Raw genomic sequence first — 23,232 nt, forward strand, 5'->3', positions numbered from 1 at the left:
GGCGACGGACAAGGAGAGTTCGGTGGACAAGCACGAAGGTCGTGAAGCCGGAACGGTCCGGTTTGACGACCCCTGGTACGACGCCCTGGCCGTGGGCTGGGGCGAGGGCGCGGAGGCCCCGCCGCCGCATCGGACCCCGGCGGACGGGAGCGCCCCGAGCGCGTCCGACATCTACCTGGAGGTGCAGCGCAGCGCCGCCTTCCAGGAAGTCCGCGGCCGGTACCGGAGGTTCGTCGTGCCCGCGACGGCCGGCTTCCTCGTCTGGTACGTCGCCTACGTGATCGCGGCCACCGCCGCGCCCGGGTTGATGGCCCGGCCCGTGGCCGGCTCGTTCAACGTGGCCCTTCTGGCGGGCCTCGGCCAGTTCCTCAGCACCTTCCTGCTGACCTGGGCCTATTCCCGGCACGCCCGGCTGCGACGGGACAGCGCCGCGCTCGACCTGCGCTGGACCGTCTTCGAACGGGAACGCGGCCAGGAGCGCAACCGCACCGGGCGGGGGGAGGACCGGTGACCTCCGAGCACCAGACGCTCGCGCTGCTCCTGTTCAGCCTGTTCATCGCGGTCACCCTCGGCATCACCACCTGGGTCAGCCGCAGGAGGCACGGCTCGGCGGAGGAGTTCTACGCGGGCGGGAGGCTGTTCTCCCCGATGGAGAACGGTTTCGCCATCGCGGGCGACTACATGTCCGCCGCCTCCTTCCTCGGGGTCTCCGGGCTGATCTCGCTCTTCGGCTACGACGGCCTGCTGTACCTGATCGGGTTCCTCGTCGCCTGGCTGATGGTGCTGTTCCTGGTCGCCGAACTGGTCCGCAACTGCGGTCGCTTCACCCTCGCCGACGTCGTTGTCGCCCGGATGAGAGAACGGCCCGTGCGGATCGCCGCCGGGACCTCCTCGGTGGTGGTCTCGGTCCTCTACCTGGTCGCGCAGATGGTCGGCGCGGGCAGCCTGGTGGGTCTGCTCCTGTCGGACGCGGGCCCCGGCGCCCGGACCCTGACGGTGATCGGGGTCGGCGCGCTGATGGTGGTCTACGTGGCCTTCGGCGGGATGCGGGCCACCACCTGGATCCAGATCGTCAAGGCCGTCCTGCTGATCGGCGGGGCGATCGCCCTGACCGCGCTGGTCCTGCTGCGCTTCCACGGGAACATCGACCAGCTCCTCGCGTCCGCCGCCGAACGCAGCGGGCACGGGGCCCGGTTCCTGAGCCCCGGCCTGCGGTACGGCGGCGGCTGGACGGCGCGGATCGACTTCATGAGCCTGGGCCTGGCCCTGGTCCTGGGCACGGCGGGGCTGCCCCACATCCTGTCGCGCTTCTACACCGTGCCGACCGCGCGGGCCGCGCGCCGGTCGGCGGTGTGGGCGATCGGGCTGATCGGGGGCTTCTACCTGATGACGATCGTGCTCGGCTTCGGGGCGGCCGCGCTGGTCGGGCCCGACGCGGTGCGGGCGTCCAGCGCCTCCGGGAACACGGCCGTCCCGCTGCTGGCCGGCATCCTCGGCGGAGGCGCCGAATCCACCGGCGGCGCGGTGCTGTTCGCGCTCGTGGCCGCCATCGCCTTCGCGACGATCCTCGCCGTGGTCGCCGGCATCACGCTGGCCTCGTCGGCCTCCGTCGCGCACGACCTGTACGCCTCCCTCAGGCGGCGCCGGGCCCGGCAGCGCAGCGAGGTGGCCGTGGCCCGGACCGCGGCCGTGGGGATCGGGGCCGTGGCCATCGCCCTGGGGCTGCTCGCCCAGGACATGAACGTGGCCTTCCTGGTGGGGCTGGCCTTCGCCGTGGCGGCCTCGGCGAACCTGCCGGTGCTGCTGTACTCGCTGTTCTGGCGGGGCTTCACGACCCGGGGGGCCGTGTGGTCGGTGTACGGGGGGCTGGTCCCGGCGCTGGTGCTGGTGGTCCTGTCGCCGGTGGTGTCCGGGAGCCCCGGATCCCTCTTCCCCGGGCTGGACTTCCAGTACTTCCCGCTGCAGAACCCCGGGATCGTGTCGGTCCCGCTCGGCTTCCTCGCGGGCTGGCTGGGCACGGTCACCTCCGCGGAGGAGCCGGACGAGCGCAAGTACGCCCAGACGGAGGTCCGTTCCCTGACGGGGGCCGGCGCGGTGTGAGGTCCGCGGGGCGGCGGTTCAGGCGCCGGCCGACGGGAGCCAGGTGTAGCGGTGCTCCGGGCGGCCGGTCTCGCCGTAGCGCAGGGCCAGGGAGACGCGGCCGGCGCGGTCCAGGAGCTTCAGGTAGCGCTGGGCGGTCTGGCGGCTGATGCCGGCCCGGTCGGCGATCTGCTGGGTGGACAGGGGGCCCTCGGCCGTGCGCAGCACCCGGCGGACCAGGTCCGCGGTGGTGGGGGAGTGCCCCTTGGGGAGGTCGTTGGGGGTGCCGGCCGCGGCGAGGGCCCCGAAGATCCGGTCGACCTCGGCCTGTTCGGCCTCCCCGCCGCCGGACAGGGACCGGCGCAGGGCCGCGTAGGCCTCCAGCCTGGCGCGCAGGCCGGCGAAGGTGAACGGCTTGACCAGGTACTGGAGGGCGCCGAGCCGCATGGCCGCCTGGACGGTGACCAGGTCGCGGGCGGCCGTGACCATGATCACGTCGGTGTGCCGGCCCGGCTCGCGCAGGCGCCGCACCAGGTCGAGGCCGGTCCCGTCGGGGAGGTAGTGGTCGAGGAGGACCAGGTCCACCGGGTGGGCCGTGAGGAACTCCAGTGCCTCGGCGGCCGAATGGGCCCGGCCCGCCACCAGGAACCCGGGAACCTTCGCCACGTACGCCGCGTTGATACGGGCAACACGCATGTCGTCGTCGACGACCAATACGTGGATCGGGGACTCGTTCACCGCAGGGCCTCCGGAAGTACGACGGAGAACTCCGCCCCTCCGTCCTCTGCTTCACCGGCCCGGGCGCTGCCGCCCTGCCGCTCCGCGAGGCGGCGTACGAGGGCGAGGCCCAGCCCGCGCTCACGGTGGGCCGCGGGCTGCTTGGTCGACCAGCCCTCCGTGAAGATCTCCTCGCGGCGTCCGGCGGGGATCCCGGGGCCGCTGTCGCGCACCCGCAGGACGGCGGTGCGCCCCTGCGCGCGGATGTCGACCTCGATGAGGGGCGCGGTGGAGCCGGCCGCCGCGTCCAGGGCGTTGTCGACGAGGTTGCCGAGGATCGTGACGAGGCCGCCGGGGTCCACCAGGCGGTCGGGGAGGAGGGACTCGGGGGCGAGGCGCAGCGGGACGCCGCGTTCGGCCGCGACGGTGGCCTTGCCCACCAGCAGCGCCGCCAGCAGCGGGTCGTGGACCTTCTCGGCGACCTGCTCGGCCGTGGTCCGGTGGACGCCCACGACCTCGGTCACGAACGCGGCGGCTTCCTCGTGCAGGCCCAGTTCGAGGAGGCCGAGGAGGGTGTGGAGGCGGTTGGCGTGCTCGTGGTCCTGGGCGCGCAGGGCGTCGATCAGGCCCTTGGTGGAGTCGAGCTCGCGGCTCAGGTGCTCCAGTTCGGTGCGGTCGCGCAGCGTGGCCACGGCGCCGCCGTCGGCGGTGGGCATGCGGTTGGCGACCAGGACGCGCGGGCCCTGGACGGTCAGCAGGTCGCGGCCGGTGACGCGGCCGGCGAGGACGTCGCTGGTGCGGCCCGGGCCGAGGACCTCGTCCAGGGGCCGGCCGGCCAGGGTGGCCGCGCGGTCCTGGTCGAGGCCCAGCAGCCGGGCCGCCTCGTCGTTGACGAGCCGTACCCGGTCGTCGCGGTCGAGGGCGATCACGCCCTCGCGGATGGAGTGCAGCATCGCCTCGCGTTCCGCGAGGAGGCCGGCGATGTCGGAGAAGGCCAGGTCCCGGGTCTGCCGCTGGATGCGGCGGGAGAGGAGGTAGGCGGCGAGCGCCCCGGCGGCCAGGGCGCCGCCGGCGTAGGCGAGGAGGCCGGGGATGGCGCCGAGGAGCCGGTCGCGCACGCTGTCGTAGGCGATGCCGACGGAGACGGCCCCGACGATCTCCCCGTCGGCGGCGACGAGGGGGACCTTGCCGCGGGCGGAGCGGCCGAGGGTGCCCTGGTCGATCTCCATCACCTCGTGTCCGGCGAGCACGTCGCCGGGGTCGGTGGAGACGGGCCGTCCGATGCGGTCGGGACTGGGGTGGGAGCGGCGGATCCCCGCCAGGTCGAGGACGACGACGTACTCGGCGCCGGTCGCGCTGCGGATCCGCTCGGCGGAGGCCTGGACGGGGCTGTCTGCCGTGGGCCGCGACCGCAGGAGGTCGGCCGCCAGGGAGGGGTCCGCCGCCGCGCTCTGGGCGATGGCCAGCGCGCGCCGCATCGCCTGGTCGTCCAGCTGGTGGCTCAGGGGCGCCAGGAAGAGCCCCGTGGCCAGGACGAGGACCCCGGCGGCGATGGCCAGCTGGGTGAAGAGGATCTGCGAGACGGCGCGTCGGGGCAGCCCGAGACGCCGCGAGCGCGGGGGGAGGAACCGCATGGAAAGCAACCGTAGGTCGGCGGGCGCCGAAGCGGAACGCCTGTCGCGCAGGCCCGCCCAGGCGGTCACCGTGCGTGACCGGGGCCCGGCCCGGTCACCGCCGGGCCGCTTCCCAGGCCTCGCTGCGGGTGAACCAGGTGTCGTAGAGCTCCTGGACCTCCAGCAGGGACTCGGGCGGCACCTTCCCGTACGCGGTGCGCTCCAGGTGGCGGAAGTACTCGAACCGCTCGATGCCCGGCGTGACGACGATCAGGATGTCGGCGTTCTCGCCGGGGGGGGGCGGCGAAGGCGTGGTCGAGGCCGGGCGGGACGACGACCAGGTCGCCGCGGCCGGCCGTCACCACCTGCTCGCCCGACAGCAGCCGGGCGGTGCCGTCGAGCAGGAAGGAGAGTTCGGAGGAGCGGGAGTGGCGGTGGGGCGCGGCGCCGTTCGCGCCGTCGAGGAGGGTCACGCGCTGGGTGGACAGGGCGCCGCCGGTGGCGCTGCTGTCGGCGAGGAGCCGGACGGTGGCCGGGGCGGCGCCGATCGTCTCGGCCCCGGCCGCGCGGACGATCACGGACCGGCCGAAGGAGGGGCCGGAGGAGGGGCCGGAGGACGGAGCGGCGGACGGGTCGGGGGAGGGGGCCGGGGAGGGGTCCGAAGAGGGGGTGATCAGGGACATCGGGGGCTCGCTCTCAGACGGTGCGGGCCGCGGGGGCCGCGGAGGCGGAGGAGGAGTCGGCCGGTCAGGCCGGGCGTTCGCGCAGCAGCAGGGCGGCGGTGGCGGCGACGGCCAGGGCGGTCGCGCCGTGGACCCCGTACGCCGTGCCGGCGGGGCCTCCCGAGGTCAGGACGATCACCATGTCGCCGACGGGGACGACGGCGATCGCGGCCATCGCCCAGCCGAGCGCCTTCCGCTGCCCGGCGAGCAGCAGGACCAGGACGACCAGGCCGGTCGCGAGGCCCCGTACGCCCTTGACGGCGAGGAAGCCGGCACCGTCGTGCCGCGGCCGGGTCGGCAGACCGAAGTCGGGGGCGGTGGCCTGCGGGGCGAGCAGGTACTGGAGGCCGACGACGAGGACGAGCCCGGCGCCGAGGACGGCCAGGGCGGTGGCGAGGTGCCTGCGGTACACCGGGGTGCTTCGGAGGGGTGTCATGGGAAGAGCGTCGGCGTCGGCTCATGGAAGGCTCTTGGAACCCTCTTGGAGACGGATCCCGGTGGGGGCCGAAGGGGGAGCCCTCTGCCTTTTGGCAGAGGAGTGGATCGGCCGTGAGGCGCATGCCGTCGCCGGTTCCGGTATCGATACTGGTCAGCGTGGTGAGCATGCGTTTCCTTCGGCTTCGTCGTCCGCTCCGGGGACCCGCGCGCGCGGTGGCGGAGACGGCCTGGGTGCTGCTCGCCGGGCTCGGCGTGTGGGTGGCCGTCGCGCACGCCGGGATGCTCCCGCGCCCGTACCTCCAGCTGCCCGCCCTGGCGCTCGGCGCGGCCCTCTTCCCGCTGCGCCGCCGCTTCCCCGCGGCCGTCCTCCTCGTCCTGGCCGCGCTGACGGGCCTGGCCGTCTGCGTCGGCCCGGCCACCGCGGCGACGGCGTACACGGTGGCCCGGCGGACGGCCCGGGCGCGGAGGCGGGCCCGGCTGCTGGCGGCGGCGGCCGCCCTGCTGGTGGTGTGCGCGACGGTGGCCGCGCCCTGGCTCGGTCCGGGACCGCTGCCCTACGGCCCGGCGCTCGGGCTGGTCCTGACGCCGACCGCCGTGCTCGTCCCGGGCCTGGTCGGCACCTCGTACGGGCAGCAGCGGCGCCTCGTGCGGGCGCTGCGCGAGCGCGGCGACGCGGCGGAGCGGGCCCGCCGGTTCGCCGACAGCGAGGCCCGCATCCACGAGCGCTCCCGGATCGCCGCCGAGATGCACGACCTGGTGGGGCACCGGCTGAGCCTCATCTCCCTGCACGCGGGAGGCCTGGAACTGGCCCTGGAGCGGTCCGACCCCGAACTGCGCGAGGAGGCCGTCCTGGTGCGGCGGACCACCCGCGACGCCATGCGCGAGCTGCGCCAGGCCCTCGGGGTGCTCGGGCCGCTGGGCCGCGACACCGGGCCGGAGGCCCTCACCGACGCCACCGGCACCCGCGCCGACATCGAGGCGCTCGTGGCGGAGTCCCGGGACGGCGGGGTCGCCGTCCGCCTCGACTGGACGGGACCGGACCTCGACACCCGTCCGGCGGGGGTCCGGCGGGCGGTGCACCGGGTGGTCCGGGAGGCCCTGACCAACGTGCACCGGTACGCGAGCGCCGCGCACGTCGCCGTCACCGTGGCGCACGGCGAGGAGTCGGTACGGGTCACCGTCCGCAACGGCGCCCCGCCCACGGTCCCCGCACCGGCGGGCGGCCTGGGAACCGGCCGCGGGCTCACCGGCCTGCGGGAGCGGGTGGAACTGCTCGGCGGCGGCTTCACCGCCGCCCCGCTGCCGTCCGGCGGCTTCCGGGTGGAGGCGGTGCTCCCGGCCGAACCCGGGGACGCCCCCGCGCCCCGGCGGGAGGCGGCGGAAGGGGACCCGGGCTCCGGCGCCCGGGCCCCCGGCGGGGCCGACCCGGGACGCGGGGCCGTCCCCGTACGCGGGGCCGACCCGGTACGTGAGGCAGTCCCGGGACGCGGGGTCGGCGACCTGGCACCCGTCGCGGCCGACCGGACCGGCGCTGCGGCCGACCGGACCGGCGCTGCGGCCGACCGGACCGGCGTCGCGGCCGACCGGACCGGCGACCCGGCCGAACGCGGCACCGCGCAGGCGCTGGCGCTCGCCCTCGGGATGGTGGCGCTGTGCGTGCTGATGGTCCTCGGCACCCTCTTCGTCTACGCCACCGCCCCGCACCGGGACGCCGGACCGCCCCCGCCGCCCCGCATCGGCATGACCTACGACGACGTGCGGGGGGTCACGGACAACGCCGCCGTCCGGGCGGCGGCCACCGGCCGGGAACCGCCGCGCCCGCCCGGCACGGCCGGCTGCGTGTACCCGTTCAACGGGGCGACCGAGTCCCGCCCCGGCTCCCTGACCATCGCCCGCTACTGCTTCGACAGCGGGCAGCGCCTCATCGCCATCGACCGCTTCACCGTCCCGTCGGTCCGGGACGCCACACCCTGGGAGACCCCGTGACCGCGCCCGCCCACCCGATCCGCGTCCTCCTCGCCGACGACGAGGCCATGATCCGCGCCGGGGTGCGCCTGATCCTCCGGCACGCCGACGGCATCGAGGTGGTCGCCGAGGCCCCCGACGGACGGCAGGCCGTCGAACTGGCCGCCGCGCACCACCCGGACGTCGTCCTCCTGGACATCCGGATGCCGGTCTGCGACGGGCTCGCCGCGATCGCCCCGCTGCTCGCCCTCGATCCGGCTCCGCGCGTGGTGGTGCTGACGACCTTCGGCGACGACGAGAACGTCCTGCAGGCGCTGCGGGAGGGCGCCGCCGGGTTCCTGCTGAAGGACGAGGGGCCGCAGGAGCTGATCAGCGCGGTACGGGCGGCCGCCGCCGGGGACGCCGTGCTCTCCCCGGGGGTGACGGGCGCGGTCATCTCCCGGATGCTGACCGCCGCCGGTCCGCGCGGCGCCGACGTCCCGGAGGCGGACGACCGGATCGCCCGGCTGACCGGCCGGGAGCGGGAGGTCCTGGCCATGCTCGGCGAGGGCCTGTCGAACCAGGACATCGCCGCCCGGCTGGGCATCGGGACCGGCACCGTGAAGAGCCACGTGGGCGCCATCCTCGACAAGACGGGATCGACGAGCCGGGTCCAGGCGGCGCTGCTGGCCCACCGGACCGGCCTGGCCCCCTGAGCTCCCGCCCCCCTCCGGGGACAGGGTTGCGCCGCCGCGGCCTCTGCCTTTCGGCAGAGCGCGGCCGGCCGGACCCCGACCTGCGGCAGAGCCGAACTCCCGCCTCCAGGGCGATGTCTGCGCAGGTCAGGGCTTTGAGGATGGAGGCATGTCACCAACCTTCCCCCCTTCCCCCTCCGGCGCGGACCTCACGGAGCCGGCCGCCTGCGCCCGCGGCCTGACCAAGACGTACGGAAAGGGCGAGACCCGCGTCACCGCGCTGGACGCGGTGTCCGTGGACTTCGCCCGGGGCCGCTTCACCGCCGTCATGGGCCCCTCCGGCTCCGGCAAGTCCACGCTGATGCACTGCATGGCCGGCCTGGACCCCGTCACCTCCGGATCGGCCCGGATCGGCGGGGTCGAGCTGTCCTCCCTCGACGACCGCCGGCTGACGCGGCTGCGGCGCGAGAAGGTCGGGTTCGTCTTCCAGGGCTTCAACCTGATGCCCACCCTCACCGCGCTGGAGAACATCACCCTGCCGCTGAGGCTGGCCGGCCGGCGGCCCGACGCGGCCTGGCTGGACACCGTCGTCGCCACGGTCGGACTCGCGGGCCGGCTCGCACACCGCCCCGCCGAGCTCTCCGGCGGCCAGCAGCAGCGCGTTGCGGTGGCCCGCGCCCTGGCGTCCCGGCCGGAGATCGTGTTCGCCGACGAGCCGACCGGCAACCTCGACTCCCGCTCCGGCGCCGAGGTCCTCGGCTTCCTGCGCGACTCGGTGCGGGAGCTGGGCCAGACCGTGGTGATGGTCACCCACGACCCGGCGGCCGCCGCCCACGCCGACCGGGTCGTCTTCCTCGCCGACGGCCGCCTGGTGGACGAACTGCACGAGCCGACCTCAGCCGCCGTCCTCGACCGGATGCTCGCCTTCGAGGCCCGCGGCCGCACCTCCTGACCACCCCTCCCGCGCCCTCCCGTCCCCCGCGCCCCACCTCCTGAAAGCCCGCCATGCTCCGAACAGCCCTGCGCAACGTCCTCGCGCACAAGGCCCGTCTGGCCATGACCGTCCTCGCGGTCTGCCTCGGGGTCGCCTTCATCTCCGGCTCGCTCGTCTTCGCCGACTCCACCACCGCCGCCTACCGCGCCTCCCTGGCACGGAACCACGCCGGGATCGCGGTCACCGTGGACCCCAAGTACCCCCTCGGCGCCCCCGCCGACCAGCGAGAGTCCGTCCTCGACGATGCGCTCGTGGCCAGGCTGGCGGCCGTTCCCGGCGTCGCCGCGGCCCGGCCGGCCGTCGACGGCTCGGCCACCCTGTCCGCCAAGGACGGCAGTCCGCTGCGCGCCGGGAACACCATGGGGAAGCTGGCCGCCGCCTACGTCCCCGGCCCCGACGGCACGGACGGCCGCCATCCGCTGACCGCCGGCCGCGCCCCGCGCACCGCCGGCGAGGTGGCCCTCGACCGGGGCACCGCCGACGCCGGCGGATACGCCCTCGGCGACACCGTCGGCCTGGCCACCGACGGCCCCGTCCTGCGGTTGCGGCTGGTCGGCATCGTCTCGACCACCGACCCGCGGGTCACCGCCGGCGGCACCCTCGCCGTCCTCGACCGGGCCACCGCCCAGGGGCTGTTCGCCACCCCGGGCCGCTACACCGGCATCGACCTGTCCGCCTCGCCCGGCACCGACCCGGACGAGCTCGCCCGGCGCGTCTCCGCGCTGCTCCCGGCCGACCGGGCCGAGGCGACCACCGCGAGGGCGCTGGCCCGACAGCAGTCGGTCTTCATCGACACCCGGACCCGCAGCTACTCCCGGCTGCCGCTGGTCTTCGCCGTGGTCTCGCTGTTCATCGGCTCCTTCCTCATCGTCAACACCTTCACCATGCTCGTCACCCGGCGCTCGCGGGAGACGGCGCTGCTGCGCGCGATCGGCGCCACCCGCCGGCAGGTGGTCGCCTCCGTGCTCGCCGAGGCGGCCCTCGTCGGGCTCGTCGCGTCCGTGCTCGGCTTCGCCCTCGGGCTCGGCGTCGCCACCGCCTTGCCCGAGGTCCTCGGCGGCGCGGACGAACGGCTGCCGCAGGGGCCGCTGGTGGTCGGCCCGGCCCCGGTGCTCGCCTCCCTGGCCGTCGGCGTCGGCGTCACGGTCCTCGCCGCCTGGCTGCCCTCCCGCCGGGCGGCCCGGACCGCGCCCGTCGAGGCCCTGCGCACCGCCGAGCAGCCGCCCTCCGCGGCCCTGTCCCGGATCCGGGGCGCGGCCGGCGCGGCCCTCCTCCTCACCGGCGCCGGGCTGCTGCTCTCGCTGGGCGGCGCCAAGGACGCCTCGGAGGGGAACCTGCGGACGGCCATGGCCGGCTGCGGGATCCTCGTCACCGGGCTGATCCTGCTGGCCCCGCTGCTGGCGGGCCCGGTGATCCGCCTCCTCGGCCGCCTGACCGCCCGCTTCGGGGTCGCGGGCGACCTGGCCCGGGACAACGCCCTGCGCGACCCCCGCCGTACGGCGGCCACCGCCGCCGCCCTGATGATCAGCACCGCGCTGGTCTGCGGACTCGCCGTCATCGAGCACTCCTCCGCGCGGGCCCTGGACTCCCAGGCCGCGGCCGGTCTCAGCGCCGACTACGTCATCAGCACCCGCGGCAACACCACGGCCATCGACGCGGCCGCCGTCCGGCGGGTCGCCGCGCTGCCCGGGGTGTCGACGGCCTCGGCCGTCGCGGACTCCACCTTCTCGGCCGGAGCCCTCGCCCGGGAGGTCTCCGGCGTCGACCCGAAGACCGTGGGGGCCGTCATGAAGCTCCGCTTCACCAGCGGATCCGCCGCCGCCATCGGGCCGGGCCGGATCGCCGTCTCCAGCAGCTTCGCCAAGGAGAACCGGCTCGCCACCGGCGGGCGGATCGACGGCGCCATCGGCCCCGGGCAGGGCGAGCGCGACCGACCCTTCACCGTCGTCGGGATCTACGAGGACAACCCCACCGCCCGGGACGTCCTCGCCCACCGCGACGAGGTCCAGGCCAACGGCTTCCTGCGCGACTCCGTCCAGCGCGTCCTCGTGCGCACCGGACCGGGCGCGGCGGACATGGAGAAGCGGCTGCGCGGCGCCGTCGACAACAGCCCCCTGCTCAAGGTGCAGGACCGCGACCGGCTCGTCCGCGAACAGGCCGGTGTCGCGGGCGATCTGATGACCATGGTCTTCGGGCTGCTCGCGATCGGCGTGGTCATCTCCGCCCTCGGCATGGTCAACACCCTCGCCATGTCGGTCGCCGAACGCACCCGGGAGATCGGCGTCCTGCGCGCCATCGGCATGGACCGCAGCGCGGTCCGCCGGATGATCGCGCTCGAATCGCTCGCCGTCGCCGCCTACGGAACCCTGCTGGGCCTGGCCGGCGGCCTGTTCGGGGCGTGGAAGGTGAGCGGACTCGCCAACGGGGCCATTCCGCAGTACGCGTTCTCGCTCCCCTGGGGGACCCTCGTCCTGGTCGTGGTCCTCTCGCTCGGAGTCGGCGCGGCCGCGGCAGCGCTCCCGGCCCGGCGGGCGGCCGCGCTCGGCCCCCTGCGCGCGGTGTCCGGCGGCTGAACCGCCGCCACCCGTTCCCCCTCCACCAGGGCAGGAACCGGCCGGTCCGGCTTGGGTTGGGCGGGTCATGGTGTACATCCGCGTCCTCGGGTCCTGCACCGCCGAGCGGGACGGCGAGCCCGCCCCGCGCACCCCGGCGCGGCTGCTGGTGAGTTCGCCGCCGGGGTACGCGCTGCGGCTCGCCGGGGACGCGGTCGACGCCTGGCGGTTCGAGCGGCTGCTCGGCGAGGCCCGCGCGCGGCTTGCGGCCGATCCGGACACCGCCCGCGCGGTGCTGGGGGAGGCGCCCACCACTTCGCCCGCGCCGCCTCCTCGGCGACCGCCGCGCGGGGCGTGGAGCACTGCCTGCGGGCGGTCGGCCTCGCCGAGGGCCGCTACGCCTGCGAGGCGGTGGCGGACCTGCTCACCGACGCGCTGGCCTGCGCCGCCCTGCTCCCCGCGGCCCCCGGCGGGGACCGCGAGGCCGACCGCGCGGAGCTGCTCGGCCGGCTGCTGCGGGCCCAGCTCCGGGCCGGGAGGGTCACGGCGGCCCGCGAGACCCGGCGCACGGCCGTCGAGCGGGCGGTCGCCGCCTGCCGGGAGGATCTGGAGGTGCACGCGTTCACCGCCTGGAGCGAGCCGACCCCGTGGCGGACCCGCCCGTACGGGGTGGTCGACCGGCCGGTGGTGGAGCGGCTGGAGCGCCTGCTGGAGCGGCCCGGACGGGAGCCCGGCGTACGCGCCCGGCTGCTGGGCGCGTACGCGGCCGAGCTGTCCGACGCCAAGGTGCCCGCCGTACGGGCCGCGGCCCGCGAGGCGCTCGCGCTCGCCGGGGAGCAGGCCGACCCGGTCCTGCGGGCCGGGGCGCTCGCGACGCTGGCCAAGGAGCTCGACGCGGACCTGGAGTGGCGCGAGCGGGCCGCCCTCGGCGCCGAACTGGAGTGGCTCGGGGCGGCGCACGACCTCCCGGCCCACCGCCGGTACGGGATGTTCGTCCGGTCCACGGCCCTCGCCGCCGAGGGAGATGCCGAGGGCGCGCACGGGCTCGTGCGCCGCTGGACGGAGCTCGCCCGGGCCTACCGGATGCCGGGCCCGACGGCGGTCGCGGAGACGGCCGCGGCCACCCTCGCCCACGTCGAGGGGCGCTTCGAGGAGGCCGAGGCCCGCTACCGCCGGTCGGCGGAGCGGATGGCCCGCCAGGGCTCCCCGCACGCGCAGGGTTCCCTCGCCATCGCCACGGCCGCTTTGTGGGCGGCGCAGGGGCGGCTCGCGCGGTCGGTGCCGTGGGCCCGGCGGGTGTACGCCGGGTTCGGGCCGGTGGCCGCCGACCTGCTCGCGGCGGCGCTGGCGGCGGCCGGCGAGGACGGGGAGGCGCGGCGGCTGCCGGCGGAGGCCGGACCGCTGCGCACCGACTACCTGTTCAAGGTCCTCGGCACGTTCCGGGCGACGGCCCTGGTGGCCCTGGGGGAGCGGGACGGCGCCGCGCGGCTGTACGGGGCGCTGCTGCCCTACCGGGACGCCCCGCCGGTCTCCCCCGGGTTCACCGTGGCCGTCCGCCCGGTCGCCGGCACCCTCGGCGAACTGGCCGCCCTGCTGGGCCGGGAGGCGGAGGCCGCCGCCCACCGCGCCCGGGCACGGGAGATCGCCGAGCGGTGGCGCTGCCCCTGGGGGAGCTGAGGGTCAGGGGAGCGGGCGGGGCGGCCGCGGGCCCGTGTACCGGCCGCTCGGGCGCATCCGCAGCGGCCGCTCCTGGTACTCCTCCAGCGCGTGCGCGATCCAGCCCGCCGTACGGGCCACCGCGAAGACGGTCTCGCCGGCCTCGGCGGCCATCCCGCAGGACAGCGTCAGCGCCGCGAGCGCCAGGTCCACGTTCGGGTGCAGGCCGTGGCGGGCCATCACCCCCGCCACCTCCCGCGCCGCGCCCAGGGCGGCGCCCGCGCGGGGGAGGCCCTCCAGCCGGCCGGACAGCGCCCGCGCCCGCGGGTCCTCGCCCCGGTACAGGCGGTGGCCGAACCCCGGCACCCGCCGGCCCGCCCGCAGGTACTCCGCCACCACCGGCGCGGCCCCGCCCCGCTCCAGCACCTCCGCCAGCATCCGGTGCGCGAGCCGGCCCGCCGCCCCGTGCAAGGGGCCTTCGAGCGCGCCGAGCCCCGCCGAGACCGCCGCGTAGGGGTGGGCCCGCGCCGAGGCCGCGACCCGGACGGCCAGCGTGGAGGCGGCCAGGTCGTGGTCGACCAGCAGGCCCAGCGCCAGGTCCAGCGCGCCCACCGCCGCCGGCTCCGGTTCCTGCGCGGTCAGCCGGGACCACAGCCGCCGGGCGAGCCGCCCGTCGTCCGGATCCTCCGGGGACACCTCGGGCAGGGACCCGACCAGCGTGGGGACCAGGCAGCGCGCCGAACCGAGGACGGCCGCCCCGGACAGGTCGAAGCGCAGCGGGTCCGCGACCGCGGCGGCGGCCACCGCGACCCGCAGCAGGTCCAGGGGTCCGCTGTGCTCCGGCAGCGCGGCCACGGCACGCCGGGCGGCGGCGAGCTGCTCCGGGGGAGCGGTGAACCGGGCCCCGCGCACCAGGGTCCCCGTCCAGAGCCACTCGGCGACCTCCTCGTAGGAGTACCGGGAGGCCAGCTCCACGGCGTCGACGCCGCGGAACCAGTACCGGTCCGCCCCGGGCTCGATGAGGGTGAGCTCCGTGCGCACGGCCGGCTCCGGGGCGGCGGGCCCGGCCGCCTCGCGGCGGCTGCGCCGGGCCAGCGCCTCCACCTCGGCGGCGTCGAAGGTGCTGCCCCTCCCGACCGCGTCGCGGCGGCTGCCGAGCTGGCCCCGGCTGACGTAGGCGTACACGGTCGCCGGCTTCACCCCGAGGAGCCGGGCGGCCTCCTGCGTGGTGATCCGGCGGGGGAGGTCCTCCACGGGGGCGTCGGAGGAGGTGCCGGGAGGGTGGTCGCTCATGCAGCTCAGCATACATATGTTGATTCAATCAATATTGACATGGATCCAATCAAAGATGGATGGTCGATCCATGAACACCACCGTCGAAGTACCCCGCGGTCTCGCGGGAGTCGTGGTCACCGAGACCGGGCTCGGTGACGTCCGAGGCCGCGAAGGCTTCTACCACTACCGCCAGTACTCGGCCGTCGAACTGGCCGCGTCCCGCACCTTCGAGGACGTCTGGCACCTGATGTTCCGCGGCGCCCTCCCCGCCGGCCACGCCGAGCGGGCCGCCTTCACCGCCGAGACCGCCCCGCTGCGCCACCTCCCCGCCGAGGTCCGGGACGCCCTGCCCGCCCTCGCCCGGGCCACCGCCCTCTCCGGACCCCTCGCCGGCCTGCGCACCGCGCTCTCGCTCCTCGGCGCCTGCTCCGGCTTCCGCCCCGTCTACGACCTCGACCCCGGCCGCCGGGCCGCCGACGCGCTCGCCGCCTGCGCCGCCGTACCGACCCTGCTCACCGCCCTCTACCGGCTCGGACGGGGCCTGGAGCCGGTCGAGCCGCGCGACGACCTCCCGTACGCCGTCAACTACCTGTGGATGCTCACCGGCGAGGAGCCCGACCCCGTCAAGGCCCGCGCCGTCGAGCGGTACCTGATCTCCACCGTCGACCACGGCTTCAACGCCTCGACCTTCACCGCCCGCGTCATCGCCTCCACCGGCGCCGACGTCGCGGCCTGCCTCACCGGCGCGATCGGCGCCCTCTCCGGACCGCTGCACGGCGGAGCGCCCAGCCGGGCCCTGGACACCCTGGACGCCATCGGCACGGCCGACCGCATCGGCCCCTGGATCCGGGAGCGGGTCCTCGCCGGAGACCGGATCATGGGCTTCGGGCACCCCGTCTACCGCACCGAGGACCCGCGCTCGCGGATGCTGCGGGACATCGCCCGGCAGTTCGGCGGGCCGCTCGTGGACTTCGCCGTGGAGGTCGAGCGGCAGGTGGAGGAGATCCTCGCCGAGCTCAAGCCGGGCCGGGAGCTGCACACCAACGTGGAGTTCTACGCGGGCGTGGTCATGGAGCTGTGCGGGCTGCCGCGCGAGATGTTCACCCCGACCTTCTGCGCGGCCCGCGTGGTCGGCTGGAGCGCGAACGTCCTGGAGCAGGCCGCCGACTCGAAGATCATCCGCCCCGCCGCGCGCTACACCGGCCCCACCCCGCCCCGCCCGGTCCCCCCGCTGGGCTGACTACGATCGTCCGGGTGAACAGCGTCCAGCCCATCCCCGTCGTCGTCCTCTCCGGATTCCTCGGCTCCGGCAAGACCACGGTCCTCAACCACCTCCTCGCCCACCGCGGGGGCACCCGGATCGGGGTCGTCGTCAACGACTTCGGCTCGATCGAGATCGACGCGATGTCGGTGGCCGGCCAGGTCGGCGACTCGATGGTCTCCCTCGGCGGCGGCTGCCTGTGCTGCGCCGTCGACGGCAGCGAGCTGGACGCGTACCTGGAGAAGCTCGCCGCGCCCGTCCACCGGATCGACGTCATCGTCATCGAGGCCAGCGGGCTCGCCGAGCCCCAGGAGATGGTCCGGATGCTGATGGCCAACGAGAACCCGGCGGTCCGCTACGGCGGCCTCGTCCAGGTCGTCGACGCCGCCGAGTTCGACGCGACCCGGGCCGCGCACCCGGAGACCGACCGCCACCTGGCCGTCGCCGACCTGGTCGTGCTCAACAAGACCGACCGGGTCGACGCCGCCGAACGGGCCCGCATCGAGGCGGAACTCGCCGCGCTCGCCGCCCCCGGCACCCCGCTGGTCGGCGCCGACCACGGGCGGATCGATCCGGAACTGCTCTTCGACCGCCGGCCCTGGACCGAGACCCGGGGCCAGCTCTCCTTCGAGGACCTGCTGGCGGAGGCCGGGGAGCACGCACACGGGGACGAGGACCACGGCGCACACGCCCACGCGGCCTACGAGAGCGTCTCCTTCACCACCGACCAGGCCCTCTCCCCGCGCCGGTTCATCGACTTCCTCGACCGCCGCCCCGCCGGGCTCTACCGGATCAAGGGCTTCGTGTGGTTCGGGGTCCCCGGCCACCAGGAGCGGTACGAGGTCCACGCGGTCGGCCGCTTCCTGCGCTTCGAGCCCGGCCCCTGGGGCCGGGGCGAGCCGCGCGGCACCCGGCTCGTCCTGATCGGCAAGGACGTCGACGGCCCGGCCTTGCGGAACGGCCTGGAGGCCTGCCGGGAAGCGGACCCCGGGCGGGCCCTCCCGGACAGCATGTGGGGAGTCCTGCGCTACGTACCCGGGCCGCCGCGGGACGCCCCCGCGGAGGACGGCTAGGCCACCTCGACGCCGAAGTCGCCCAGCAGGGCCTCCAGGCCGTCGCGGTAGCCCTTGCCGCCGATCACGAAGTCCCAGTCCCCGTTCGCCCGGCGCCGGAACGAGCCCAGCACCAGGGCGGTTTCGCCGGCGCGGCCGTCGGACACCTCCAGGCGGCCCAGCTCCCCGCCCGCCGCGTCCAGCAGGCGGATGTGGGCGTCGGTGAAGCCCGCCAGGTCCGCGTCCGGATTGACCTCGGGGTCCACGGCGGCCACCAGCACCAGGCGGTCGGCCTGGGCGGGCAGCGCGTCGAAGGCCACTTCGACGGCGGCCTTGTCCGGAGCGGAGTGCGGGCGGGCGCGGACCGAGCCGTCCGGGGTGCGGGGGTTGTTGAAGAACACGAAGTGCTCCTCGCTCAGCACCCGGCCGCCCGTGCAGACCAGCGCGCACACGTCGAGCGCCACCGCCCCCGACCAGTACATGCCCAGCACGTTGTGGTCGGCGGAACCGGCGGCCAGCGGTGTGTCGACGAGGGTCGGCGCCGGGGAGGCCGGCGCGGGCGCCCCGGGGGCCGGGCGGCCGTCGGACGTGCCGGGGCCGAGGCGTCCGCGGAGCCCGTACTGGTGCAGCAGTTCCACCAGCTCCGCGCCGGGAACCAACTCCAGCGGCTTGCCGTTGGCAAAGGTGTACGACCCGGGCCCGAAGGACGCGGTGGTGACCAGCACCCCCTTGTTCGCCCCCTTGTCCTGGACCGTGCCGTACAGGTCCCGAACCGCCGTCGGCGGCACGGTGTTGCGGTAGCGCTTGACCTGCACCACGATCCGCCCGCCCCGGATCGGGGCCGGGTCCAGCGCCTCCACGTCCACCCCGCCGTCACCCGAGCGCTGGGTCGTCACCGCCTCCATGCCCATCGCCCGGAACAGCTCGGCGACCAGGTTCTCGAAGACGATCGGGTCCATCGTGAAGAGGTCCGGCTCGTCCTCGCCGCCTCCCGCGCTCCCGCCGTGGCTGACGACGTCGCCGACCTCGGCGGGCCGCCGGCCCGGGCGCACCTCCGTCAGCAGGTCGGGGCGCGCCGACAACTGCCCGCCCAGCCCCGACACCAGGCAGTCCACCGGGCTGACCTGCTCCAGCCTGAGCCCGGCGAAGGCGCTCCGCCCGGCCGGGAGGGCGGCCAGGACGAACCTCGCCTCCTGCCCGGTCGCCGGATCGTGGCAGTCCACGAACCCGTTGACGACGACCGAGTCGAGGACGCCGAACTCGTCGGCCGCGTACAGCTCCCGCGCCACCAGCAGCATGCACTGCGCGAGCAGGTCCCGGTACAGCGCGCGGCGTTCCGTGACGGGGCGCGGCCTGATCTTGTCCTGGTCGGTGCTGGGCAGGTACTGGACGGACCGGGCCTCCGGAACCACCGCGAACCCCGGCAGCTCCCAGTCCAGCACGAGCTGGCGCGCGGCCGGGTCGTAGGCGGCCGACACCTGGCGCGGCAGCGCCTCGGGCCAGGCCGACGAGGCGTACAGGGCGGCCGAGAAGTACTCCACCACGGCGTCGGCCCGACCCGCTCCCAGGGCGTCGGTCAGCGCGGCGAGCCCGCTGTTGTGGGCGCGCGCCCCGGCGAGCTGCTCCGCGGCCCACCGGTCGTACTGCTCGCGGTACTCCGCCAGCTGCTGCCGGCGCCGCGCCTCCGCGGCGTTCGCCGCCTGCCAGGCGGCGGTGTAGCGGTCGTGCGCCTCCCGCTCCGCCTGCGCCCGCTGCTGCGGGCCCGGCGCCCAGCCGCCGCCCGGCTGCCGGAAGTCCTCGATGCGGGGCATCGGCACGGGCTGCCCCAGCGCTCCCGGGTCGAAGGGCTCCAGCCACTCGGCCCGGACGAGGGAGGACGTACGGAACGGGGGTGCGGCGCACCCCGCGACCAGCAGTCCCTTGAGGGCCTCGACCTCGGCGTCGAGCTCGGCGCTGCGGCGCACGGCCTCGGCCTCGCGGTACTGGCGGTGGCTGCGGTTCGCCTCCCGTTCGAGGGTGCGCTGCCGGCGCTCGGCCTCCCGATGCTGGATCAGCTGCGTCTGCTGCTGCCGGCGCTGGGACTCGGCCCAGTCCCCGATCACTCCGCCCGCCCGATGCGTCATCAGCCGTGTACTCCCCCCACCGACGCCAAGGAGGAAAACACTAGTCGGCATTCGGGTGGTACGTCCCCCCGGTCGCACCACCCGAACGCCGCCGTACGGTCCTACAGCGCCGCCCCCGCCAGCACCGCGACCACCGCCGGGAGCGCCGCGCCCGAGCCGTCGCGGCGCGGGTCCGGGGCCGGGAGCGCGGCCGGGTCGCCGTTCGCGGCGGCCGCGCGGGCCGGGGCGTTGCCCGCCCAGGCCAGCACCAGCACGTCCTCGCCCTTCAGGAACCGCTGGCAGCGCACGCCGCCCGTCGCGCGGCCCTTGCGCGGGTACTGGTCGAACGGGGTCAGCTTGCCCGAGGCCGGGGCGCCGTCGAGCGTCCCCTGCGCGCCCGCCACCGTGAACACCTGGGCGTCCCGGGCCGGGTCGACCGCCGAGAAGTGGATCACCTTGGCGTTCCCGGCGAGCTTGATGCCCGCCATACCGCCCGCCGGGCGGCCCTGGGGGCGCACCTGGCCGGCCGGGTAGCGCAGCAGCTGGGCGTCGTCGGTGATGAAGACCAGGTCCTCCTCGCCCGTACGCAGCTCGACCGCGCCGACGATCCGGTCGCCCTCCTTGAGGGTGATGACCTCCAGCTCGTCCTTGTTCGCCGGGTAGTCCGGCACGACCCGCTTGACCACGCCCTGCTCGGTGCCCAGGGCCAGGCCCTGCGAGGACTCGTCCAGCGAGGTCAGGCAGACCACCGTCTCGTCGGCCTCCAGCCCGGAGACGAACTCCGAGACCGGGGCCCCGCCCGCCAGGCTCGGCGCGGCGTGCGTGTCCGGCAGCTGCGGCAGGTCGATCACCGCGAGCCGCAGCAGGCGGCCGTAGGAGGTCACCACGCCCACGTCGGCCCGGGCGGTCGCCGCCACCTGGGAGACGACCAGGTCGTGCTTGGCGCGGCCGGCGCCCTCGTCGACCGGCAGCGGATCGGCGGTGGCCGTACGGGCCAGCAGGCCCGTGGACGACAGCAGCACCCGGCACGGGTCGTCCGCGACCTCCAGCGGCACCGCCGCCACGGCCGTGCCCGCAGACTCCAGCAGAACCGTGCGCCGCGGGGTGCCGAACTTCTTGGCGACCGCGGCCAGTTCCGAGGAGACCAGCTTGCGCAGCTCGGCGTCCGAGTCGAGGATCCGGGTCAGCTCCTCGATCTCGCCGGTCAGCCGGTCGCGCTCGGACTCCAGCTCGATCCGGTCGAAGCGGGTGAGCCGGCGCAGCGGGGTGTCCAGGATGTACTGGGTCTGGACCTCGCTCAGCGAGAAGCGCTCCATCAGGCGCTCCTTGGCCTGCGCGGAGTTGTCGCTGTCGCGGATCAGGCGGATGACCTCGTCGATGTCGACCAGGGCCACCAGCAGGCCCTCGACCAGGTGCAGCCGGTCGCGCCGCTTGCCGCGGCGGAACTCGCTGCGCCGGCGCACGACCTCGAAGCGGTGGTCCAGGTAGACCTCCAGCAGCTCCTTGAGGCCCAGCGTCAGCGGCTGCCCGTCGACCAGTGCGACGTTGTTGATGCCGAAGGACTCCTCCATCGGCGTCAGCTTGTACAGCTGCTCCAGCACGGCCTCCGGGTGGAAGCCGTTCTTGATCTCGATGACCAGGCGCAGGCCGTGCGCGCGGTCGGTGAGGTCCTTGACGTCGGCGATGCCCTGGAGCTTCTTCGAGCCGACCAGGTCCTTGATCTTCGCGATGACCTTCTCGGGGCCGACCGTGAAGGGCAGTTCGGTGACGACCAGGCCCTTGCGGCGCGCCGTCACGTCCTCCACGGACACCGTCGCGCGGATCTTGAAGGTGCCGCGGCCGTTCTCGTAGGCGTCCTTGATGCCGGAGAGGCCCACGATGCGCCCGCCGGTGGGCAGGTCGGGACCCGGCACGAAGCGCATCAGCGCCTCCAGGTCCGCGTCCGGGTACCGGATCAGGTGCCGGGCGGCCGCTACGACCTCGCCCAGGTTGTGCGGCGGCATGTTGGTGGCCATGCCGACCGCGATCCCGGACGTGCCGTTGACCAGCAGGTTCGGATAGGCGGCGGGGAGGGTGACGGGCTCGCGCTCCTGGCCGTCGTAGTTGGCGGCGAAGTCGACGGTGTCCTCGTCGATCGACTCCGTCATCAGCGACGTGGCGTCGGCCATCTTGCACTCGGTGTAGCGCATCGCGGCCGGCGGGTCGTCGTTGCCGAGCGAGCCGAAGTTGCCGTGGCCGTCGACCAGCGGCAGCCGCATCGAGAAGGGCTGGGCCATGCGCACGAGGGCGTCGTAGATCGACTGGTCGCCGTGCGGGTGGAGCTTGCCCATGACCTCGCCGACGACGCGGGCGCACTTCACGTACCCGCGGTCGGGGCGCAGGCCCATCTCGTTCATCTGGTAGACGATGCGCCGGTGTACGGGCTTCATGCCGTCCCTGGCGTCCGGCAGGGCCCGGGAGTAGATCACCGAGTACGCGTACTCGAGGAAGGAGCCCTGCATTTCGTCGACGACGTCGATGTCGAGGATCTTCTCCTCGAAATCCTCCGGCGGCGGGGTCTTCGTGCTGCGGCGGGCCATCGCTGCGGCGCTCCTAACCAAGATCGGGGGGTGTACGTGCGGGGGTGTGCGACGGGGTCGACGCGGACCATTGTGGCCCGAGGCACCGACAACGCCGACTCCGACCCAGGTGAGAGGCCGGGAACTTCTCCGTGCACCTGCGCGCTTGCATACAGTGGCAGGTCGATAGGGAATCTCTGCATCGCGATCGAAGGGACCACATGCCCATGGGTCACACGGCCACAGCTCAGGCCGGCTCCGGCGGCCTGACAGCGACCGAGCACCGGCTGGCCAACGGCCTGCGCGTGGTGCTGTCCGAGGACCACCTCACCCCGGTCGCCGCCGTCTGCCTCTGGTACGACGTCGGCTCCCGGCACGAAGTCAAGGGGCGGACCGGTCTGGCTCACCTCTTCGAGCACCTGATGTTCCAGGGCTCGGCGAGCGTACCGGGCAACGGGCACTTCGAGCTCGTCCAGGGTGCCGGCGGCTCGCTGAACGGCACCACGAGCTTCGAGCGCACCAACTACTTCGAGACGATGCCGGCCCACCAGCTGGAGCTCGCCCTGTGGCTGGAGGCGGACCGCATGGGCTCGCTGCTCGCCGCCCTGGACGACGAGTCCATGGAGAACCAGCGCGACGTCGTCAAGAACGAGCGCCGCCAGCGCTACGACAACGTCCCGTACGGCACGGCCTTCGAGCGCCTGACGGCCCTCTCCTACCCCGACGGCCACCCGTACCACCACACCCCGATCGGCTCCATGGCCGACCTCGACGCCGCCTCTCTCGAGGACGCCCGGCACTTCTTCCGCACGTACTACGCGCCCAACAACGCCGTCCTGTCGGTGGTGGGCGACATCGACCCCGAGCGCACCCTCGCCTGGGTCGAGAAGTACTTCGGAAGCATCCCGGCGCACGACGGCAAGCAGCCGCCCCGCGACGGCACCCTGCCCGAGACCATGGGCGGGCAGCTCCGCGAGGAGATCGTGGAGGAGGTCCCGGCCCGCGCGCTGATGGCCGCCTACCGCCTGCCGCACGACGGCACCCGCGCGTGCGACGCCGCCGACGTGGCGCTGACGATCCTCGGCGGCGGTGAGTCGTCCCGCCTGCACAACCGCCTGGTCCGCCGCGACCAGAGCGCCGTCGCGGCCGGCTTCGGCCTGCTGCGCCTGGCGGGCGCGCCCTCCATGGGCTGGCTGGACGTCAAGACCTCCAGCGGCGTCGAGGTGCCCGCCATCGAGGCGGCCGTGGACGAGGAGCTCGCCCGGTTCGCCGCCGAGGGCCCCACGGCCGACGAGATGGAGCGCGCCCAGGCGCAGCTGGAGCGCGAATGGCTGGACCGGCTGGGCACCGTCGCCGGCCGCGCCGACGAACTGTGCCGCTTCGCGGTGCTGTTCGGCGACCCGCAGCTGGCGCTGACGGCCGTCCAGCGCGTCCTGGACGTCACCGCCGAGGAGGTGCAGGCCGTGGCCGCCGCCCGGCTGCGCCCCGACAACCGCGCGGTCCTGGTCTACGAGCCGCTGGCCGGTGCCGAAGAGAACGACGAGAGCGACGAGAACGAGGGGGCGGAGCAGTGA

General features: G+C 75.2%; 16 protein-coding genes and 1 pseudogene. 10 read left to right on the forward strand and 7 right to left on the reverse strand.

Annotated elements, in window-relative coordinates:
- The first annotated feature begins 22 nt into the window (after positions 1-22).
- Positions 23-511 (forward strand): DUF485 domain-containing protein, encoded by a 489-nt coding sequence (locus ACIRBY_RS30220; protein ID WP_403906447.1) that lies wholly within the window; start codon positions 23-25, stop codon positions 509-511.
- Entirely contained in the window at positions 508-2,100 is a 1,593-nt protein-coding gene (locus ACIRBY_RS30225) for a cation acetate symporter (RefSeq protein ID WP_403906450.1), read from the forward strand. Before ACIRBY_RS30220 ends, ACIRBY_RS30225 begins: the two co-directional genes overlap by 4 nt.
- A gap of 18 nt (positions 2,101-2,118) precedes the next feature.
- Here ACIRBY_RS30225 and ACIRBY_RS30230 read toward each other — a convergent pair whose 3' ends face one another.
- The 4 genes and pseudogenes from ACIRBY_RS30230 to ACIRBY_RS30245 form a co-directional block, all read right to left on the reverse strand.
- Positions 2,119-2,775 (reverse strand): response regulator, encoded by a 657-nt coding sequence (locus ACIRBY_RS30230; protein ID WP_403906538.1) that lies wholly within the window; start codon positions 2,773-2,775, stop codon positions 2,119-2,121.
- Between the two features lie 38 nt (positions 2,776-2,813).
- Complete coding sequence (locus ACIRBY_RS30235; RefSeq protein ID WP_403906453.1) at positions 2,814-4,430, reverse strand: ATP-binding protein; 1,617 nt, start codon at positions 4,428-4,430, stop codon at positions 2,814-2,816.
- 94 nt (positions 4,431-4,524) lie between these two features.
- Positions 4,525-4,987 (reverse strand): annotated as a pseudogene (locus tag ACIRBY_RS30240) (cupin domain-containing protein).
- 169 nt (positions 4,988-5,156) lie between these two features.
- Positions 5,157-5,567 carry a DUF4267 domain-containing protein gene (locus ACIRBY_RS30245; RefSeq protein ID WP_403906456.1) on the reverse strand — a complete coding sequence of 137 codons (411 nt, stop codon included), beginning with the start codon at positions 5,565-5,567 and terminating at the stop codon, positions 5,157-5,159.
- Between the two features lie 167 nt (positions 5,568-5,734).
- Here ACIRBY_RS30245 and ACIRBY_RS30250 point away from each other — a divergent pair, with 167 nt between their 5' ends.
- The 5 genes from ACIRBY_RS30250 to ACIRBY_RS30270 all read left to right on the forward strand — a co-directional run bounded on the left by ACIRBY_RS30250 (position 5,735) and on the right by ACIRBY_RS30270 (position 13,431).
- Positions 5,735-7,555 (forward strand): sensor histidine kinase, encoded by a 1,821-nt coding sequence (locus ACIRBY_RS30250; protein WP_403906458.1) that lies wholly within the window; start codon positions 5,735-5,737, stop codon positions 7,553-7,555.
- The gene (locus ACIRBY_RS30255; protein WP_403906461.1) at positions 7,552-8,229 is read left to right on the forward strand and encodes a response regulator; all 678 of its coding nucleotides are present in this window, start codon (positions 7,552-7,554) and stop codon (positions 8,227-8,229) included. The genes ACIRBY_RS30250 and ACIRBY_RS30255 overlap by 4 nt, the downstream gene beginning before the upstream one ends.
- A 148-nt stretch (positions 8,230-8,377) precedes the next feature.
- Positions 8,378-9,160 carry an ABC transporter ATP-binding protein gene (locus ACIRBY_RS30260; protein ID WP_403906463.1) on the forward strand — a complete coding sequence of 261 codons (783 nt, stop codon included), beginning with the start codon at positions 8,378-8,380 and terminating at the stop codon, positions 9,158-9,160.
- A 53-nt stretch (positions 9,161-9,213) separates the two neighbouring features.
- Positions 9,214-11,775 (forward strand): ABC transporter permease, encoded by a 2,562-nt coding sequence (locus ACIRBY_RS30265; protein ID WP_403906466.1) that lies wholly within the window; start codon positions 9,214-9,216, stop codon positions 11,773-11,775.
- A gap of 333 nt (positions 11,776-12,108) precedes the next feature.
- Positions 12,109-13,431 carry a hypothetical protein gene (locus ACIRBY_RS30270; RefSeq protein WP_403906469.1) on the forward strand — a complete coding sequence of 441 codons (1,323 nt, stop codon included), beginning with the start codon at positions 12,109-12,111 and terminating at the stop codon, positions 13,429-13,431.
- A gap of 3 nt (positions 13,432-13,434) precedes the next feature.
- Here the strand turns inward: ACIRBY_RS30270 and ACIRBY_RS30275 are convergent, their stop codons facing one another.
- Positions 13,435-14,703: a citrate synthase gene (locus ACIRBY_RS30275; RefSeq protein WP_403906471.1), complete on the reverse strand. Its 1,269-nt coding sequence runs from the start codon at positions 14,701-14,703 to the stop codon at positions 13,435-13,437.
- Between the two features lie 55 nt (positions 14,704-14,758).
- Between ACIRBY_RS30275 and ACIRBY_RS30280 the strand changes: the two genes are divergently transcribed.
- Complete coding sequence (locus ACIRBY_RS30280) at positions 14,759-15,925, forward strand: citrate synthase/methylcitrate synthase (RefSeq protein ID WP_403906474.1); 1,167 nt, start codon at positions 14,759-14,761, stop codon at positions 15,923-15,925.
- A gap of 14 nt (positions 15,926-15,939) precedes the next feature.
- A complete protein-coding gene (locus ACIRBY_RS30285) occupies positions 15,940-17,019 on the forward strand; it encodes a CobW family GTP-binding protein (RefSeq protein WP_403906476.1) in 1,080 nt (359 codons plus the stop codon).
- Here ACIRBY_RS30285 and ACIRBY_RS30290 read toward each other — a convergent pair.
- Together ACIRBY_RS30290 and ACIRBY_RS30295 are read right to left on the reverse strand one after the other, a co-directional pair.
- Entirely contained in the window at positions 17,016-19,121 is a 2,106-nt protein-coding gene (locus ACIRBY_RS30290; RefSeq protein WP_403906479.1) for a restriction endonuclease, read from the reverse strand. The genes ACIRBY_RS30285 and ACIRBY_RS30290 overlap by 4 nt on opposite strands.
- Before the next feature lie 101 nt (positions 19,122-19,222).
- A complete protein-coding gene (locus tag ACIRBY_RS30295) occupies positions 19,223-21,679 on the reverse strand; it encodes a DNA topoisomerase (ATP-hydrolyzing) subunit A (RefSeq protein WP_403906481.1) in 2,457 nt (818 codons plus the stop codon).
- Between the two features lie 206 nt (positions 21,680-21,885).
- On the opposite strand from ACIRBY_RS30295, the gene ACIRBY_RS30300 reads away from it, so the two are divergent.
- Positions 21,886-23,232 carry a M16 family metallopeptidase gene (locus tag ACIRBY_RS30300; RefSeq protein WP_403906484.1) on the forward strand — a complete coding sequence of 449 codons (1,347 nt, stop codon included), beginning with the start codon at positions 21,886-21,888 and terminating at the stop codon, positions 23,230-23,232.

The organism is Streptomyces sp. NPDC096136, assembly GCF_044763325.1.
Classification (GTDB): Bacteria; Actinomycetota; Actinomycetes; order Streptomycetales; family Streptomycetaceae; genus Streptomyces.